The sequence below is a fragment of the Collinsella sp. CLA-ER-H5 genome, from assembly GCF_040092375.1.
Classification (GTDB): Bacteria; Actinomycetota; Coriobacteriia; order Coriobacteriales; family Coriobacteriaceae; genus Collinsella.
Genome location: NZ_JBBNLR010000020.1, coordinates 1 through 16,008, shown reverse-complemented (window position 1 = coordinate 16,008; position 16,008 = coordinate 1). Strand labels below are relative to the sequence as shown.

13 protein-coding genes are annotated in these 16,008 nt (G+C 61.0%); 6 read left to right on the top strand and 7 right to left on the bottom strand.

Annotation, left to right across the window (positions count from 1 at the left end):
* Positions 1 to 113 precede the first annotated feature (113 nt).
* From AAAX31_RS07830 to AAAX31_RS07810, 5 genes are all read left to right on the top strand, one after another.
* Entirely contained in the window at positions 114 to 824 is a 711-nt protein-coding gene (locus AAAX31_RS07830) for a transaldolase (RefSeq protein ID WP_117564350.1), read from the top strand.
* Positions 825 to 833: 9 nt separating this feature from the next.
* Complete coding sequence (locus tag AAAX31_RS07825) at positions 834 to 1,280, top strand: PTS sugar transporter subunit IIA (RefSeq protein WP_349076791.1); 447 nt, start codon at positions 834 to 836, stop codon at positions 1,278 to 1,280.
* A gap of 75 nt (positions 1,281 to 1,355) precedes the next feature.
* Positions 1,356 to 1,631 (top strand): PTS sugar transporter subunit IIB, encoded by a 276-nt coding sequence (locus tag AAAX31_RS07820; RefSeq protein WP_022094539.1) that lies wholly within the window; start codon positions 1,356 to 1,358, stop codon positions 1,629 to 1,631.
* 71 nt (positions 1,632 to 1,702) lie between these two features.
* Positions 1,703 to 3,094 (top strand): PTS ascorbate transporter subunit IIC, encoded by a 1,392-nt coding sequence (locus tag AAAX31_RS07815; RefSeq protein WP_349076789.1) that lies wholly within the window; start codon positions 1,703 to 1,705, stop codon positions 3,092 to 3,094.
* Positions 3,095 to 3,417: 323 nt separating this feature from the next.
* Positions 3,418 to 4,122, top strand: a complete 705-nt coding sequence (locus AAAX31_RS07810; protein WP_349076787.1) for a transaldolase — start codon at positions 3,418 to 3,420, stop codon at positions 4,120 to 4,122.
* Between the two features lie 245 nt (positions 4,123 to 4,367).
* Here AAAX31_RS07810 and AAAX31_RS07805 read toward each other — a convergent pair whose 3' ends face one another.
* From AAAX31_RS07805 to AAAX31_RS07790, 4 genes are all read right to left on the bottom strand, one after another.
* Entirely contained in the window at positions 4,368 to 6,515 is a 2,148-nt protein-coding gene (locus tag AAAX31_RS07805; RefSeq protein ID WP_349076785.1) for a Tex family protein, read from the bottom strand.
* A gap of 248 nt (positions 6,516 to 6,763) precedes the next feature.
* Positions 6,764 to 7,804 (bottom strand): Gfo/Idh/MocA family oxidoreductase, encoded by a 1,041-nt coding sequence (locus AAAX31_RS07800; protein WP_329739074.1) that lies wholly within the window; start codon positions 7,802 to 7,804, stop codon positions 6,764 to 6,766.
* 68 nt (positions 7,805 to 7,872) lie between these two features.
* Positions 7,873 to 9,129 (bottom strand): MFS transporter, encoded by a 1,257-nt coding sequence (locus AAAX31_RS07795; RefSeq protein ID WP_349076783.1) that lies wholly within the window; start codon positions 9,127 to 9,129, stop codon positions 7,873 to 7,875.
* A 65-nt stretch (positions 9,130 to 9,194) separates the two neighbouring features.
* On the bottom strand, positions 9,195 to 10,076 hold the full coding sequence (locus tag AAAX31_RS07790) for an SDR family oxidoreductase (RefSeq protein WP_349076781.1): 882 nt from the start codon (positions 10,074 to 10,076) through the stop codon (positions 9,195 to 9,197).
* A 233-nt stretch (positions 10,077 to 10,309) separates the two neighbouring features.
* Here AAAX31_RS07790 and AAAX31_RS07785 point away from each other — a divergent pair, with 233 nt between their 5' ends.
* Entirely contained in the window at positions 10,310 to 11,188 is an 879-nt protein-coding gene (locus tag AAAX31_RS07785) for a LysR family transcriptional regulator (RefSeq protein ID WP_349076779.1), read from the top strand.
* A gap of 233 nt (positions 11,189 to 11,421) precedes the next feature.
* Here the strand turns inward: AAAX31_RS07785 and AAAX31_RS07780 are convergent, their stop codons facing one another.
* From AAAX31_RS07780 to AAAX31_RS07770, 3 genes are read right to left on the bottom strand one after another with little or no spacing between them, the layout of a single operon-like run.
* Complete coding sequence (locus AAAX31_RS07780) at positions 11,422 to 13,341, bottom strand: ABC transporter ATP-binding protein (protein WP_349076778.1); 1,920 nt, start codon at positions 13,339 to 13,341, stop codon at positions 11,422 to 11,424.
* Positions 13,334 to 15,148: an ABC transporter ATP-binding protein gene (locus AAAX31_RS07775; RefSeq protein WP_349076776.1), complete on the bottom strand. Its 1,815-nt coding sequence runs from the start codon at positions 15,146 to 15,148 to the stop codon at positions 13,334 to 13,336. Before AAAX31_RS07775 ends, AAAX31_RS07780 begins: the two co-directional genes overlap by 8 nt.
* Positions 15,141 to 15,647 carry a MarR family winged helix-turn-helix transcriptional regulator gene (locus AAAX31_RS07770; RefSeq protein WP_117770394.1) on the bottom strand — a complete coding sequence of 169 codons (507 nt, stop codon included), beginning with the start codon at positions 15,645 to 15,647 and terminating at the stop codon, positions 15,141 to 15,143. The genes AAAX31_RS07775 and AAAX31_RS07770 overlap by 8 nt, the downstream gene beginning before the upstream one ends.
* Between the last annotated feature and the right edge of the window lie 361 nt (positions 15,648 to 16,008).

The window sequence follows — 16,008 nt, the reverse complement described above, 5'->3', positions numbered from 1 at the left end:
TAACAATATCTTTCGATATGTTTTGAAGTAGTTTATAAATGAAAGCCGAAAAGCTTTTGAAACAAAGCTAAAAGCTTTCGAATGCAATGGTGTTAAGTGAGAAAGGACCGCACATGGCGATTAAGGTGTTTGCCGATGGCGCTAACCTCGAGGGCATGCTGGATATGCACGACAACGGGAACGTTCAGGGCTTCACGACCAACCCTTCTTTGATGAAAGCTGGCGGCGTGACGGACTACCGTGCCTTTGCCAAGACGGTTCTTGAGCACATCACCGACGTGTCGGTCTCTTTTGAGGTATTCGCCGACGACGAGGCGGGTATGGAAGCCGAGGCTCGCGAGATCGCAACCTGGGCAGACAACGTCTACGTTAAGATCCCGGCGCTTAACACCAAGGGTGAGTCCACTGCCGCGCTGGTCAAGCGCCTTTCTGCCGACGGCATCAAGGTGAATGTCACCACTATCTTCACGCCCGAGCAGGTCGACGAGTTTGTCGATGCTGTCTCTGCTGAGACCCCCTCTATTCTGTCCATCTTTGCCGGTCGCATTGCCGATACCGGCGTCGATCCGCTGCCCCTCATGGCGGAGTCCGTAAAGAAGGCTGCCGTTAAGCCTGCTGCCGAGGTTCTCTGGGCGTCTACGCGCGAGGTCCTCAATATCTTCCAGGCGGAGTCCGTTGGATGCCAGATCATTACGGTCCCCAATGCCCTTCTTGCCAAGCGCAAGAATTTCGGGAAAGATTTGCTCGAGTACTCGCTTGATACGGTCAAGGGCTTTGCCCGCGACATTCAGGCGCTTGGTTTTCATATCCTGCCCGAGGAGTAGGGGACGAGCATGCTGACCGATCTTCTTAAGCCCGAGCTTGTTGCCTGCCACGTCGAGGCCTCCGACTGGGAGGAAGCGATCAGGGCATGCGGTAAGTTGCTCGTAGGCGCTGGCAAATGCGACCAGAGCTATGTTGACGCCATGATTTCATCGGTTCACAAATTTGGCCCCTATATGGTCTTGGAAGAGGGCATCGCCATGCCCCACGCTCAGGCAGATGGCAATGTGAGTGAAGCGGGGATCTGTATCGTCACGCTTGACCCTGCCATTGCGTTTGGACACGAGGATTTCGATCCGGTTCACGTGCTCGTGGGTATTTGCGCACCCGACCCCAAGGCTCATCTTGGCTGCTTGGCGGAGCTTTCGCAGATGTTCGAGGACGAGGACTGCGTTGCCAAGCTCAGCGCATGCGATACGCCCGAGCAGGTTTTGGAGACCATGCGTTCATTCTTTTAGGCCTTAATGGCACGGCGATGCGTCGCCGCTTTTGGATAGACGGAAAACCGTCACGTGTAGGAGAGGAAGGTTGCCATGCATATCATCACCGTATGCGGAAACGGCATCGGGTCCAGCCTGATGCTCGCTGGCAAAGTCGAGGAGCTTTGCGAGGAGGAGGGCATCAAGGCCGACGTTGAGTCTATGGACCTAAATGGTGCTTCTTCCGCAAATCCGGATCTGTTCATCACCGTTAAGGAACTCGCCCCCGAGCTCCACGGCAACGTTGTGATCGTTCGCAGCTATGTGAACAAGAAGAAGATCCGCGAAGACGCCCTCGAGGCAATCAAGGCGGCCGCCGCTAACGCCTAAAGCGGCACAAAAAAGGGCGGTTCCCTGTGGAAGAGGGAAACGCGCCCACGTTAGAGAGAAAGGAAGCGCAGATGCAAGCCATCCTTCCCATACTTGAGTTTATCCAATCGATTCTGACCAAGCCAGCGTGGATTATGGGTCTATTTGCCTTTGTGGGCCTTGTCGCGCTTAAGCGTCCTGCCCACAAGGTGATGACGGGCACCCTGAAGCCCATTCTTGGTTACATCATGCTGTCCGCCGGCGCCGCTGTTGTTCAGGAGAACCTTGCTCCGCTGGGTACCTTCATCGAGACCGGTTTCCACATCACCGGCGTCGTGCCCAACAACGAGGTCGTCGTTTCGATGGCTCAGAGCGTCCTCGGCGTTCAGACCATGATGATCCTGATTCTCGGCTATGTCGTGAACATCATCATCGCTCGCTTTACGAAGTTTAAGTACATCTTCCTGACGGGCCATCACAGCATGTTTATGGCTTGCCTGCTGTCCGCTGTTCTGCAGGCATCCGGCTTCCAGGACGCTCAGCTTATCATTGTGGGCGGTATGTTCCTGGGTCTCGTGAGCGCCATGCTTCCCGCCGTTGGCCAGCGTTTCACCGAGAAGGTTACCGATGGCGACGAAATTGCTATGGGCCACTTTGGTTCTCTCGCCTATTACATCTCCGCTGCGGTCGGTACGCTTTTTGCCAAGGATGCCGAGGAGAACAGCACCGAGAAGATCGAGGTCCCCGAGAAGTTTGCCTTCCTGCGTGACACCACCATCTCCACGGCACTTACTATGGCCTTCTTCTACCTGGTTACCGCATTTGCCGCTTATATTGCGGATCCTGCGGTTGTTACCGAGACCGCTGGCGGCGACAACGTGATCGTCTATGCCTTGACTTGTGCTCTGTCCTTCGCCGTCGGTGTCACCATCGTCTACAACGGCGTCCGCATGATCCTCGCCGACCTGGTCCCGGCTTTCCAGGGCATCTCCAACAAGCTGATCCCTGGCGCTATCCCCGCCGTCGACTGCGCCGTTTTCTTCCCCTATGCACCCACTGCCGTCATCCTCGGCTTTGTTGCCTCCTTCATCGGCGGTGTTGTCGGTATGTTCATCGTGGGCGCTACCCTGGGCATCTTCATCATCCCGGGCATGGTTCCCCACTTCTTCTGCGGTGCTACCGCAGGCATCTACGGCAATGCTACCGGCGGTCGCAAGGGCGCAGCTCTCGGCGCTTTCGTCAACGGCCTGCTCATCACCTTTGCCCCGGCCCTGCTCCTGCCCGTTCTTGACGTCTTTGGCTTCAAGAACACTACGTTCGGCGACTTCGATTTCTCCGTCATTGGTATTACGCTTGGCCGCGCTGCCGAGGCCTTCGGTACCACCGGTGTCTACGCGATTCTCGCTGTCCTTCTGATCGTCGCTTTCATCCCCAACTTCATCCACACTAAGGGTGCTGTGATTAACCACGTTGAGGAAGAGTAGTCCAGACGTACGTTAGGCCCTATTCGGGCGGAGCTCCGATAACCGGCTCCTACACGGAAGCGGTGACGTCTCAAATGAGGCGTCACCGCTTTTGTTTTGGAGTGGTTGTGAAAACGTACCGGTGAAGCGCTGCCTTCGCGCCGCGAACGGAATCAACGGCGATGATCAGCAAAAACGTTTTGCCGCTGGGGTGTCGATATAAAAATGGTAAAACTGCAAAACCGTTCGCCGAGAAGATAAAAAACCGCAGTTCACGCCTTGATAAACGTAGGTAAAGTGTTTAGCAGCTCAACGCCCATATGCAAACGAAAGGAATCAGGCAGATGGCAATTAAGGTGTTCGCTGACGGTGCAAACCTCGAGGGCATGCTCGACATGTACGAGAACGGCAACGTTCAGGGTTTCACGACCAACCCGTCCCTTATGAAGAAGGGCGGCGTGACGGATTACCGCGCGTTTGCCAAGGAGGTCCTGGCCCACATCACCGATGTGTCGGTGTCGTTTGAGGTCTTTGCCGACGACGTCGAGACCATGGAGGTCGAGGCCCGCGAGATCGCTACCTGGGCCGAGAACGTCTACGTCAAGATTCCGTGCGTGACCACCAAGGGCGAGTCCACCGCCGAGCTGGTGCGCAAGCTTTCCGCCGACGGCATCAAGGTCAACGTCACCACCATCTTTACGCCTGCGCAGGTCGACGAGATGGTCGAGGCCGTTGACGCCGAGACGCCGTCCATCATCTCGCTCTTTGCCGGCCGTATCGCCGATACCGGCGTCGATCCCATTCCGTTTATGACGGAGTCGGTCAAGAAGGCCGCCGCCAAGCCCAACTGCGAGGTCCTGTGGGCGTCCACGCGTGAGCTTATCAACATTTACCAGGCAGAGGCCTGCGGTTGCCAGATCATCACGGTTCCCAACAGCATTCTGGCCAAGCGCAAGAACATCGGCCGTGACCCGTACGAGGTTTCGCTCGATACCGTGCGCGGCTTTGCCAAGGATATCGCCTCGCTCGGCTTCCATATCCTGCCGTAAGCAAGGGTACCCCCTCTCGCGACGTGCAAAATCGCGAATATTCAGCATGGTAAAGACTTTTATCAGCCTTTATCAGTTTTTATCAGTTGGTTGAAGCACGGAACGGCCCCCGTTTTGGCTCTAAAAACGCCAAAACGGGGGCCGTTTTGCTTTTATGGCTCTCCGAGGTGCCGCGGGGCTATCGGGAGATGCTGAATATTCGCGATTTTGCACGTCGCGAGAGGGGGTACCTCTGCTTTGGCGGTTTACTTTCCCTGCACCATGGTGAGCGAGATCTTTTTGCGGTCGCGATCGACCTTCTCGACCCACACCTTGACCGTGTCGCCGACGCGCACGACGTCGCTCGGGTGTTTGACAAAGCGGTTGGCCAGCTTGGAGATGTGCACGAGGCCGTCCTGGTGCACGCCCACGTCGACGAAGGCGCCAAAGTCGACGACGTTGCGTACCGTGCCCTTGAGCTCCATGCCGGGTTCCAGGTCGTCGATGGAAAGCGCCGAGCGGCTAAAGACCACCTCGGGCGCATCGTCGCGCGGGTCGCGACCGGGCTTCTTGAGCTCGTTGACAATGTCGATGAGCGTGAGGGCGCCGCAATCCAGGTCGCTTGCCAGCGTCGATATGCTTCCCAGGCGGCGCTCGATATCGGGCACGCCGCCGCGGCTGAGCTCACTGGCCGCCACGCCGGCGCGTTCCAAGACGGATGTGGCCACCTCGTAGCTCTCGGGGTGGACGCTTGTCGCGTCGAGCGGGTTCTTGCCGCCGCTGATGCGCAGAAAGCCCGCGGCGTTGAGGTATGCCTTGGGTCCCAGCTTGGGGACCTTCTTGAGCTGGCGGCGATCGGTAAAGGCGCCGTTTTCCTCGCGGTAGGCCACGATGTTCTTGGCCACGTTCGGCGTGATGCCCGATACGTATCCCAGCAGGCTCGCGCTCGCGGTGTTGACGTCGACGCCCACGCGGTTGACGACACCCTCCACCACGTGGCCCAGGGTGCGCGAGAGCTCGGCCTGGTCAAGGTCGTGCTGGTACTGGCCCACGCCGATGGACTGGGGCGGAATCTTGACGAGCTCTGCCAACGGGTCCTGCAGGCGGCGGCCCAGGCTCATGGCGCCACGCACGGTGACGTCCAAATCGGGATATTCCTGGCTGGCGAGCTCGGAAGCGGAGTACACCGACGCGCCAGCTTCGTTGACAATGGTGTAGCGAAGGCTGGGCGCCTGCTCGGCAATGAACTCCGAGACGACTTCCTCGGTCTCGCGGCTGGCGGTGCCGTTGCCGATGACGATGGTGTTGACGCCGTCTTTCTTGACGAGGCGGGCGAGCTCACGCTTGGTGCCGGCGACGTCGTGGCGCGGCTTGGTGGGATAGACCACGCCGTGGTCGAGCAGCTTGCCGGTCTCGTCCATGACGGCGACCTTGCAGCCGGTGCGGTAGCCCGGATCGAGCGCGAGCACGCGGGCGCCGCGCACGGGGCGCGCCGAGAGCAAGCCCTCGAGATTCTTGGCAAAGACGTTGATGGCCTCGGTTTGGGCGCGAACGGTAAGTTTGGCACGGGCCTCGCGCTCCAGCGAGGGGGCCATGAGGCGCTTGTAGCCGTCGGCGATGGCGGCGTCAAAGACGGGCGCGAAGACGCCCTGGCGTCGAGGCCAACGGCTGCCGAGGCGTGCCGTGGCGGCGGCGCCGTCGACGTTCACGCGCACGCGGAGCTTGCCCTCGCGCTCACCGCGGTCGATAGCCAGCACGCGGTGGTTGGGTATACGGTGCAGCGGCTCATCATAGTTGTAGTAGGGCTCGTAGGGGGTCTTCTCGGTGGGGTCGGTGGCCTCGACGACGATGTCGGCGGTGTTTTGCGTAAAGGCGCGCAGGTCGGCGACGTTCTCGGGGTCCTCGGCTACCGTCTCGGCCACGATGTCCGCCGCGCCGGCGAGCGCCTTTTCGGGCGTGTCGAAGCCGGCATTCTCGTTGACGTATGCCGCGGCGGCGTCGAGCGCGCTGCCCTTGGCCGATGCCTGCATGATGATCATGTTGGCGAGCGGCTCTAGGCCGGCCTCGCGGGCCTTCTGCGCGCGGGTCATGCGCTTTTTGCGGTAGGGCTTGTAGAGGTCCTCGACACGTTGGAGCTGCGTGGCCTCGCGAATCTGCCGCTCGAGCTCGGGCGTGAGTTTGCCTTGGGCATCGATGAGCAGTATGACGTCCTCTTTGCGCTGCTCAAGATTGCGCAGGTATGACAGGCGCTCGTCGAGGGCGCGCAGGGCGACGTCATCCATGCCGCCCGTGGCCTCCTTGCGGTAGCGCGAGATAAAGGGGATGGTGTTGCCCTCGTCGATGAGCTTGACGGCCGCTTCGACGTTGGCGGCCTTAAGGTTGAGCTCGCGGGCGAGCTGGGCGATAAGATCCATGGGACTCCTTGCGTTTAAGGTGCGTTTGCAGCACGGGGCTACCAAGGATACCACCCGTCCCAAAAGACTGTTTTGGGGCGAACGAATCAAGCCGAGGTGCAAAATAGCCCCCGCCCCAGAAAAATCGTCGGCAACGTAGCAAAATACCCCGCGGGCAGGAGGCTGCTCGCGGGGCAAAGAAGAGGGGCTTATTTGTGGCAGACCGAGGGGCCCGGCATGGGGTTTCTGCCGCGGCCGCTCTCAAGGCATTACAGCTCGACGAGCTGGCCGGTCTCGGCGGCCTCCTTGATGGCGTTGAGAAGCGTGAGCGTCTTGACGTTATCGGCGGGGGTCACGACGGGCTCAACTTCGCGGCGGACGACCTTCACAAAGTGCTTGAGCTGCATCTTGTGCGGCAGCGCCGGGTCGACGGCCGGAATCTCCATCTGCAGCGGCTTGTGCCAGTTGGAGGCGCCGTCGTAGGAGAACTGGTGCAGGCGGGGCAGCGACAGGGCGCCCAAGGTACCGCCGATAAAGTAGGCGTCGGCGTCGAAGGGGCGGTACTGCGGATCCTCGCGAGCGGTTGCCTCCCAGTTCCAGGGGCTGGCGGTGGCGTCGGAGATGGTCATGCTTGCGAGCGCGCCATCGGCAAAACGGACGTTGACCACGGCGGAGTCTTCGGTCTCAAAACCGCGGGCGGCGCTGGACTGCATGCCCTGGACGGCAACGGGCTCGCCCAGCAGGTAGCGGAGCAGGTCGACGTCGTGCACCAGGTTGACCAGGATCGGGCCGGCACCCTTCTTGCGACGCCACTCGACATCGAAGTACTCGTCATTCTTATAGATCATGTAGTGGAAGCTCGACACGGTGAGCTTGCCCAACTCTCCGGACTCGATGATCTCCTTGGCCTTGTTGACGAAGGGATTGTGGCGACGGTGCTGACCCACGAGCACGGGCACGCCGGCGGTCTCGGCCTCGGCGGCGAAGGCCTGGGCATCCTCGAGGTCGTTGGAGATCGGCTTTTCGACCAGCGGCACGATGTTGCGCTTCACAGCCTCGCGGGCAACGCCCAGGTGCAGGTCGTTGGGCGTGGCGATGATGACGGCCTCGGGCTTGATCTCGTCCATCATCTGGGCGGGATCGGTGAAGAACGGCACGCCGGCGGCCTCGGCCGTGGCGCGGGCACCCTCAAAGGCATCGGCGATAGCGACGAGCTCGGCCTCGGGCTCCTCGGTGACGAAGCGGATGTGGTTGCGGCCCATGGCGCCGGCGCCGATAACGGCAATGCGGACGGGGTTGAGCTCAGACATTTCGACTCCTTAATACTGGTGACCGGTGAATGCGACAAAGGGGCTGTCCCTTTGTCGCATCGGTAGAACTAGGCGGACTTCTTCTTGCTGTCGGAGACCATCATGTAGACGGTGAGTACGACGGCGATGGCGGCGATCACAATGGCGCCGTAGAAGGACTGCTGGTAGGCGGCGCTGCCGGCCTCGGCGTGATACAGCACGGCGGTGATGGGCTGGCTGATCCAGGTGGAGGCGGCGTAACCCAAAAACATGATGCCGTAGTTGACGCCGATGTTGCTGGTGCCAAAGGCGCCACCGGTGAGCGGCGGGTAGATGACGAGCAGGGCGCCAAAGCTAAAGCCGAGCAGGGCGAGCGCCACAAAGAACATGCTCTGCGTAAAGCTCATCGACATGATGACGAGCGCGACGATGGTGACGACAAGGCTGATGAGCAGCGACTTGTAGGCACCGAGCTTGTCGATGATCTGACCAAAGGACAGACGGCCGACCAGGTTGGCGCAGGTGTTGACGGAGACCACCACACCGCCGAGGGCGACGGCCGCGGCGCTCGTGGGGTCGGCGAAGAGCTGGACGGCGGCGATGGAGGCAACCTTGCCCACGAGCAGGGTGCCCGCGGTGGCGGCAAAGGCGAAGGTGACGATGAGGACCCAGAAGCGCGGGGTCTTGACCATCTCGCCCGGGGTGAGGTCGCCGAAGGTGCCGGCGTGCGCGCCACCCTTGGGGGCCTCGAAGCCCTTGGGCAGCCAGCCGGCCTCGGGGGCCTTCAGGAACAGGGCGGAGGCGGCGATCGTCACAAAGAAGATGACGCCGAGTGCCTTGAGGGCGCCAAAGATGCCCAGGCTCGGGATGAGCAGCGAGGCGAGCACCGGGGACAACACGGCGGGGCCGGCGGTCGAAGCGGCCAGGGTGATGCCGGAGGCGAGACCCTTCTTGTCGATGAACCACTTTTGGCCGGTGGTGAGCGCCGGGTTGTAGCCCAGACCGTTGCCGACGGCGGCGACAAGCGAGAACCACAGGTAGAACTGCCACGGCTCGGTGACGGTGCCGGACATGAACCAGCCCAGGCCGTAGCACACGGCGGCGGCGATCACGACGTTGCGCGGGCCGATCTTATCGGAGATGCGGCCGGCGAAGATGCCCGTCACGGCCATGATGGTCTGAAAGACCGGGAACGCCCAGGTAAGGGCGCTCGACCACTCGGGGTAGACGGCGAGCAGGTTCTTGGACACGACGGAGTACAGCGCGATGGAGCTGATGAAGAACATAGTGACGCACGCGGCGGAAAGCACGACGGCGCGACCCTTGTTGGAGTTGGTGGAAGCCATTGGACTCTTTCTAATCGATGCGGGGAGGAGCGGGCGTGTCCGCGGGGCCTCCCTGTCAGGTTGGTTTACTGGTCAGTCGGCTTTGCGACGCCGGACTCATCGGACCAAAGCTCGACACCCTTGTTCTTGAGGTAGTTGTCGGCATAGGCGCGACGGCCGCCGGGCTTGGCGGTGAGGTCGCCCATCATGTTGGAGAAGCCGCCGTCGACCTTGATGGCGTCGCCGGTGGTAAAGTCCGAGCGCTTGGACGCCAGGAACATGACGGCGTTGGCGATATCGCTGACCTCGCCGATGCGGCGCGTGGCGATCAGGCGGCTGCGGCTCTTCTCGACCTCGGGGTCGGCGTAGAAGTTGGCCGACATCGGGGTCTTGACGAAGCAGGGCTCGACGCAGTTGGAGCGCACGCCGTAGGGGCCCCACTCGGCGGCGAGCATCTTGGACATCATGTTGACGCCCGCCTTGGTGGAGCTGTACACGCCCGAGAACGTCTCGGGGGAGTGGCTGGCAACGGTCGAGATGTGCACCAGGCGACCCTGGCCGGCCTTGATCATCTCGCGACCAAAGCGCTGCGAGGTGATGAAGTAACCGGTGAGGTTGACGTTGAGCACCTGCTCCCAGTCGCTCAGCGGCAGGTCCTCCATAGCGGCAAAGCGCAGGATGCCGGCGGTGTTGACGAGGACGTCGACGCGGCCGAAGTCGGCGATGGTGGCATCGACGGCGGCCTGAACCTCGTCCTCGTTGGTGGCGTTCATTTTGTAGCCCTCGGCGTGGATGCCAAACTCGGCGGCGAGGTCGGCGGCTGCGGCCTTGACCTTTTCCTCGTTCAGATCGAGCAGGACGACGTTGGCGCCGTTGCGGGCGAACTCGCGGCAAATCTCGACGCCCATGCCGCCGAGTGCGCCGGTCACGGCGCAGACATCGCCCTCGAGCTTAAGCCAATTGCTCATAGGAACTTCCCTTCTTGTGCCTCCCGGTGGGTCGCTCCCATTAACCGACCCATGTGGTTTTCGCTGGTTATCGTATGCTTAGCGTTCGCGCAGGTGAATTGCATATTTGTTAGAATGGCGTTAATCATAGGTTTACACCGTGCGATGCAGTTTATGCTCAATTGAGCGCATGACCTGCGAAAACAACCTCCTGTGGCACCATGTGGTCACGGGCGCGAAAACGGGAGATTGACGTGTACGATCGACGACTTGAGGCTATATCGGCCGCCGCGGAGCTGGGAAGCTTCTCGCGTGCGGCGGCAAAATTGCGCGTGTCGACCCCGGCGCTCGTCAAACAGGTGTCGGGATTCGAGGCCGAGTTCGGCATCACGTTGTTCGAGCGCTCGCATTCGGGTGTTAAGGTGACGCCGGCGGGCGCTCTGCTGGTGGACGACGCGCGCTCGATCATGCGGCAGTCCGAGGACGCGCTGCGCCGAGCCCGACGCGCGGCGGGCGATGGCGGTGCCGTGCGTCTGGGTGTGTCGATGATGTGCCCGGGGCGCCAAACGCTGTCGATGTGGTCGGGCATCCACGATCTGGAACCGTCGCTGCGATTTGAGATCGTGCCGGTAAGCGATCTCTACGACGAGCGTGAGACCGTCATGCGCAGCTTGGGCCGCGAGGTCGATGTGGTGCAATCGAGTTTTTCTACCCCACGCTGGGGTGATGCCTGCCAAAAGCTCCGCATTGTCAACGTGCCGTTTTATATCGATCTGCCGCGCACGAGCCCGCTGGCGCGCAAGAATCGCATTGCGGTCGCCGACTTGGAGGGTATGCGTCTGCGCGTACTGCGCCACGGCAACGACGCCATGGACAGCCTGCGCATCGACCTGTTGGCCGACGGCGGCGTGGACGTGATCGACGTGGACAGCTTCGACTTTGCGCTCTTTAACGAGGCGGAGGAAAAGGGCGATGCGGTGCTCACCTGCGGAGCGTGGTCGGGCGTGCACCCGGCCTTTGTGGGCGTACCGTTCCTATGCGGCCGCGAGGTGCCGGTCTATTTGCACTACCCGTTCGAGCCCACCCTCCAAGTGCAAAAATTCGTCAACGCCATGGCCCAACTCCTCAACTAGCTCATTTGGGACGGGGCTTTTTTAGCTACTTACAAAGCGAGGCCCTGGCCAAACGGCCAGGGCCTCACAAACTTTTATTCCGTTCTAAATGACGGGCTGATCGCGCGCAGGAGGGCGCCCCGGGGACGGGCGGGGTATTTCCTCCGCGCGCAGTTTCGCAGCGCAGCGAGAATGTTTGAGCACGGAGGAATTATCCCGCCCGTCCCCGGGGCGCCCTCCGTCAGTAATCGGCCCTACTCCAGCTCAAACGCACCCGTGTACAGCTGGTAGTAATACCCGCGCTTGGCGATCAGCTCGTCGTGGTTGCCGCGCTCGATGATGCGGCCGTGGTCCAGGCAGATGATCGCGTCGGAGTTGCGCACGGTGGAAAGGCGGTGCGCGATGACAAACGTCGTGCGGCCCTCCATGAGCTTATCCATGCCCGCCTGCACGATGGCTTCGGTGCGGGTGTCGATGGAGCTCGTGGCCTCGTCCAGAATCATTGCCGGCGGATCGGCGACGGCGGCGCGCGCGATCGAAATCAGCTGGCGCTGGCCCTGCGACAGCTGGGCGCCGTTGCCGGTGAGCATGGTGTCGTAGCCGTCGGGCAGGCGGGTGATAAAGTCGTCCGCGCCCGCGAGCTTTGCCGCCGCGATGCACTCCTCGTCGGTGGCGTCCAGGTTGCCGTAGCGGATGTTATCCATCACGGTGCCGGTGAACAGGTTCACGTCCTGCAGCACGACGCCCAGCGAGCGACGCAGGTCGGACTTACGAATCTTATTGACGTTGATGCCGTCGTAGCGGATCTTGCCGTCGGCGATGTCATAGAAGCGGTTGATGAGGTTGGTAATGGTCGTCTTACCGGCACCGGTGGCACCGACAAACGCGACCTTCTGGCCCGGCTTGGCGTATACGGACACGCCGTGCAACACCTCGTGGTCGGGCGTATAGCCAAAGTCGACGTTGTCCATGACCAGGTCGCCGCGCAGCGGCACGTACTCGATCTCGCCGGTTGCGCGGTGCGGATGTTTCCATGCCCACATGCCGGTGTGGTGGTCGGCCTCCTCGAACTGCCAGGTCTCGGGGTTCACCTGCGCGTTGACGAGCGTCACGTAGCCTTCGTCGGCTTCGGGCTTCTCGTCGATGAGCTCAAAGATGCGGTCGGCGCCGGCGAGGCCCATGACCACGGCGTTGATCTGCTGCGAGATCTGGCCGATCTGTCCGCAGAACTGCTTGGTCATGTTGAGGAACGGCACCACGACGGCGATCGACAGCGCCATGCCCGAGATGCTCAGGTTGGGTACGCCCAGCGCCAGGAAAATGCCGCCGGCCAGTGCGACCAGCACGTAGAGCAGGTTGCCCAGGTTCATAAGGATGGGCATGAGGATGTTGGCGTACATGTTGGCCTTCTGCGAGACCTCGAAGAGCTTTTCGTTGCGCTCGTCAAAATCGGCCTCGGCGGCAGACTCGTGGCAGAATGCCTTGACGACCTTCTGGCCGTTCATGACTTCCTCGATATGGCCCTCGACCACGCCGAGTTCGGTCTGCTGCGCAATGAAGAAGCGCGCGGAGCTGGAGCCGAGCAGCTTGGTCATAAAGGTCATAAAGGCGACGCCGGCCACAATGACCAGGCACATCCACACGCTGTAGTACAGCATGATAAAGAACACCGTGACGATGACGATGGTCGTCATGAGCAGGTTGGGCAGCGACTGGCTGATCATCTGGCGCAGCGTGTCGATGTCGTTGGTGTAGTGGCTCATGATGTCGCCGCGCTGATGCGTGTCGAAGTAGCGGATCGGCAGGTCCTGCATGCGGTTGAACATCTTCTCGCGCAGCTTCTCGAGCGAGCCCTGCGTGACGATGGCCATGGCGCGGTTCCAGAACAGCGAGGAAAGGATGCCGACGCCGTAGATGCAGGCGAGGGTGGTCACGAGCTGTGCGATCTTGGGCTGCGCGGCTTCCCAATCGCCCGACTGCCACGATTCGCTAATAATCTGCAGGGCGCTCTGAAGGAAGGTCGCGCCGATGGAGTTGATGATGGCGCAGAGCACCACGCCGACGACGACGAGGGGCAAAAGCACGGGGTAGAAGCCAAAGAGCGTCTTGATGAGGCGCGACATGGTGCCGCCCTTGCGGTTGAGCGCGCGCTCGGCGGTCGTTGCCTTACTCATGTGCCTCGCCTCCTTCCTGGGTCTGAGCTTGCGTTACGGATGCCTCGGTGTCGGCCTCGACAGCCCCTTCGCCCTCGGCAGACATTTTGTTTTGCGAGGTGAAGGTCTCGCGGTAGATCTCGCTCGTCTTAAGCAGCTCGTCGTGGTTACCGATCTGCGCGATGCGGCCGCCCTCCATGACGATGATGCGGTCTGCATCCTGCACGGAGCTGATGCGCTGGGCGATGATGAGCTTGGTCGTGTTGGGCAGATAGCTTGCCAGTCCTGCGCGAATCTTGGCGTCGGTCTTGGTATCGACGGCGCTGGTGGAGTCGTCCAGAATCAAGATCTTGGGGCGACGCAGCAGGGCACGCGCAATGCACAGGCGCTGCTTCTGACCGCCGGAAACATTGGAGCCGCCCTGTTCGATCCAGGTGTCATAGCCCTTGGGGAAACCGTCGACAAACTCATCGGCGCAGGCCAGATGCGCCGCCTCGCGGACTTCCTCGTTGGTGGCATTCGGGTCGCCCCAGCGCAGGTTCTCGGCGATGGTGCCGCTAAACAGCACGTTTTTCTGCAGCACCATGGCGACCTGGTGGCGCAGTGCGTCCAGGTCGTAGTCGCGCACGTCCATGCCGCCCACGCGTACAGTGCCTTCGGTTGCGTCGTACAGGCGGGCGATGAGGTTAACGAGTGTGGACTTGGCCGAGCCGGTACCGCCGATGATGCCGATGGTCTCGCCGCTCTTAATGTGCAGGTCGATATCGTCGAGCGCCTGGCGCTTCGCGTGCGCGGAATACTTAAAGCTCACGTGGTCAAAGTCTATGGAACCGTCGGCAACCTCGAGCACGGGCTCGGCGGGATTGGCGATCGTGGGCTTGGCGGCCAGCACCTCGGCAATGCGGTGTGCCGATTCGTCGGCCATGGTCACCATGACAAAGATCATCGACAGCTGCATCAGGCTCATGAGGATCTGGAAACCATAGGTAAAGATCGAGGAGAGCTGGCCCACGTCGAACAGCGTGCCCTGGCTCGTGATGATGAGCTTGGAGCCCAGGTAGATGATGACAACAAACGCGCCGTTGACGCAGATGTTCATCATGGGGTTGTTAAAGGCCAGCAGCTTTTCGGCGCGGGTGAAGTCCATCTGGACGTCGCGTGCGGCGGTCGCGAACTTCTCCTTCTCAAAGTCTTCGCGCACGTAGCTCTTGACCACGCGCATGCCGGTGACGTTCTCCTCGACGGACTCGTTAAGGGCGTCGTACTTGTGGAACACGCGCGAGAAGATGGGGCGCACCTTAAAGATGATAAAGAACAGTCCAAAGCCCAGCAGCGGAATGATGACCAGGTAGACCATGGCGACGCTGCCGCCCATGATAAATGCCATGGTAAAGGCGAAGATCAATACCAGCGGCGCGCGCACGGCGATACGGATGATCATCATAAAGGCCTGCTGCACGTTGTTGATATCGGTGGTCAGGCGCGTGACGAGCGAGGAGCTCGAGAACTCATCGATGTTGGCAAAGCTGAACGTCTGGATCTTGTAGAACAGGTCGTGACGCAGGTTCTTGGCGAAGCCGCAGCTCGCATGGCTGCAGGTGACGCCGGCCGCGGCGCCAAAAGCAAGCGACGTCAGCGCGATGAGCACCAAAAAGCCCGCGGTGGGAAGCATCTCGGCTACGGTGGTGCCATCTTTGATGGCGTCGATCAGGTTGGCGGTGATAAATGGAATCAGCATCTCGCAGAGCACCTCGCCAAGCACGAGCAACGGCGTGGCAACGGTGACTTTTATATAGTCGCGGATGCTGCCCATGAGGGTTTTAATCATCCAGTTCCTCCCAGGTTACACGGATTTTCTCGAGCATTTCGGCGAGCTGCTCGCGCTCGTCGTGGGTGAGGGCACCAAAGGCCTGCTCTCTAAAGCGAATGCGGGCTGCCTGGTCGATGCGGGCGTTTTCCCGGCCGGTTTCGGTCAGGCGAATGGTGAGCTGCCGTCGATCCTTGGGGTTACGGCTGCGCTCGATGAGGCCGTTGAGCTCGAGCTTGGACAGGATCTCGGAAAGCGACCCCGGCTTGAGGTCAAAGTGCATGCCGAGTTCTTGCTGCGACATCTCGCCGCCGGGTTGCTTGGCCAGCAGGCAGATGATGGGCGCCTTGCCGGACACGCCTCCGCCATGAAAATGCATGTAATGGCCGCAAAAGCCCAGGCCATTGAGGATGCGTTTGGCAAGCTTGTCTTCTGAGCTAACCGCTTCGGGTGCATCCGCCGGCTGTGACGGGTCGCCGCCGGGCTCGTGCGAACAAAGGTTAAGAGGTTCATCGCACATGAATTAGTTTTGCTCCTTTCTTTAGTTAGGTAGTGGAATTGTTTTGTGCCTAACCAATCTAGGAGCATGAGAAATGAATGTCAAGGTACCAAACTAGTGGTTACGCGGTTTTACCAAACCGCGTAGCTGCTCGACGCTGCAAACGGCCCCAAGTGGCAATCTGACGTTCAATTTCAAGGGCGCGACCAGAGGGTCAGCGCCCTTTCATTTCACGTCACCTTGCTCGCTTGGGGCCGTTTTCGCTCATATGACCCAATCCGCTGTCAAGAGCCACAATGGCCCCGCCGACCGCTTGCAATCGGTCGGCGGGGCCTGCCGTTGAACCCGTCCCGGTCCGCCCCCGGCATGTCGTCGACGCCTT

Excerpts from the sequence above, each read along its gene's own strand:
- AAAX31_RS07780 (WP_349076778.1), bottom strand. The coding sequence starts at position 13,341 with ATGAGTAAGGCAACGACCGCCGAGCGCGCGCTCAACCGCAAGGGCGGC.
- AAAX31_RS07825 (WP_349076791.1), top strand. The coding sequence starts at position 834 with ATGCTGACCGATCTTCTTAAGCCCGAGCTTGTTGCCTGCCACGTCGAG.
- AAAX31_RS07795 (WP_349076783.1), bottom strand. The coding sequence starts at position 9,129 with ATGGCTTCCACCAACTCCAACAAGGGTCGCGCCGTCGTGCTTTCCGCC.
- AAAX31_RS07770 (WP_117770394.1), bottom strand. The coding sequence starts at position 15,647 with ATGTGCGATGAACCTCTTAACCTTTGTTCGCACGAGCCCGGCGGCGAC.
- AAAX31_RS07775 (WP_349076776.1), bottom strand. The coding sequence starts at position 15,148 with ATGATTAAAACCCTCATGGGCAGCATCCGCGACTATATAAAAGTCACC.
- AAAX31_RS07810 (WP_349076787.1), top strand. The coding sequence starts at position 3,418 with ATGGCAATTAAGGTGTTCGCTGACGGTGCAAACCTCGAGGGCATGCTC.
- AAAX31_RS07815 (WP_349076789.1), top strand. The coding sequence starts at position 1,703 with ATGCAAGCCATCCTTCCCATACTTGAGTTTATCCAATCGATTCTGACC.
- AAAX31_RS07830 (WP_117564350.1), top strand. The coding sequence starts at position 114 with ATGGCGATTAAGGTGTTTGCCGATGGCGCTAACCTCGAGGGCATGCTG.
- AAAX31_RS07820 (WP_022094539.1), top strand. The coding sequence starts at position 1,356 with ATGCATATCATCACCGTATGCGGAAACGGCATCGGGTCCAGCCTGATG.
- AAAX31_RS07790 (WP_349076781.1), bottom strand. The coding sequence starts at position 10,076 with ATGAGCAATTGGCTTAAGCTCGAGGGCGATGTCTGCGCCGTGACCGGC.
- AAAX31_RS07805 (WP_349076785.1), bottom strand. The coding sequence starts at position 6,515 with ATGGATCTTATCGCCCAGCTCGCCCGCGAGCTCAACCTTAAGGCCGCC.
- AAAX31_RS07800 (WP_329739074.1), bottom strand. The coding sequence starts at position 7,804 with ATGTCTGAGCTCAACCCCGTCCGCATTGCCGTTATCGGCGCCGGCGCC.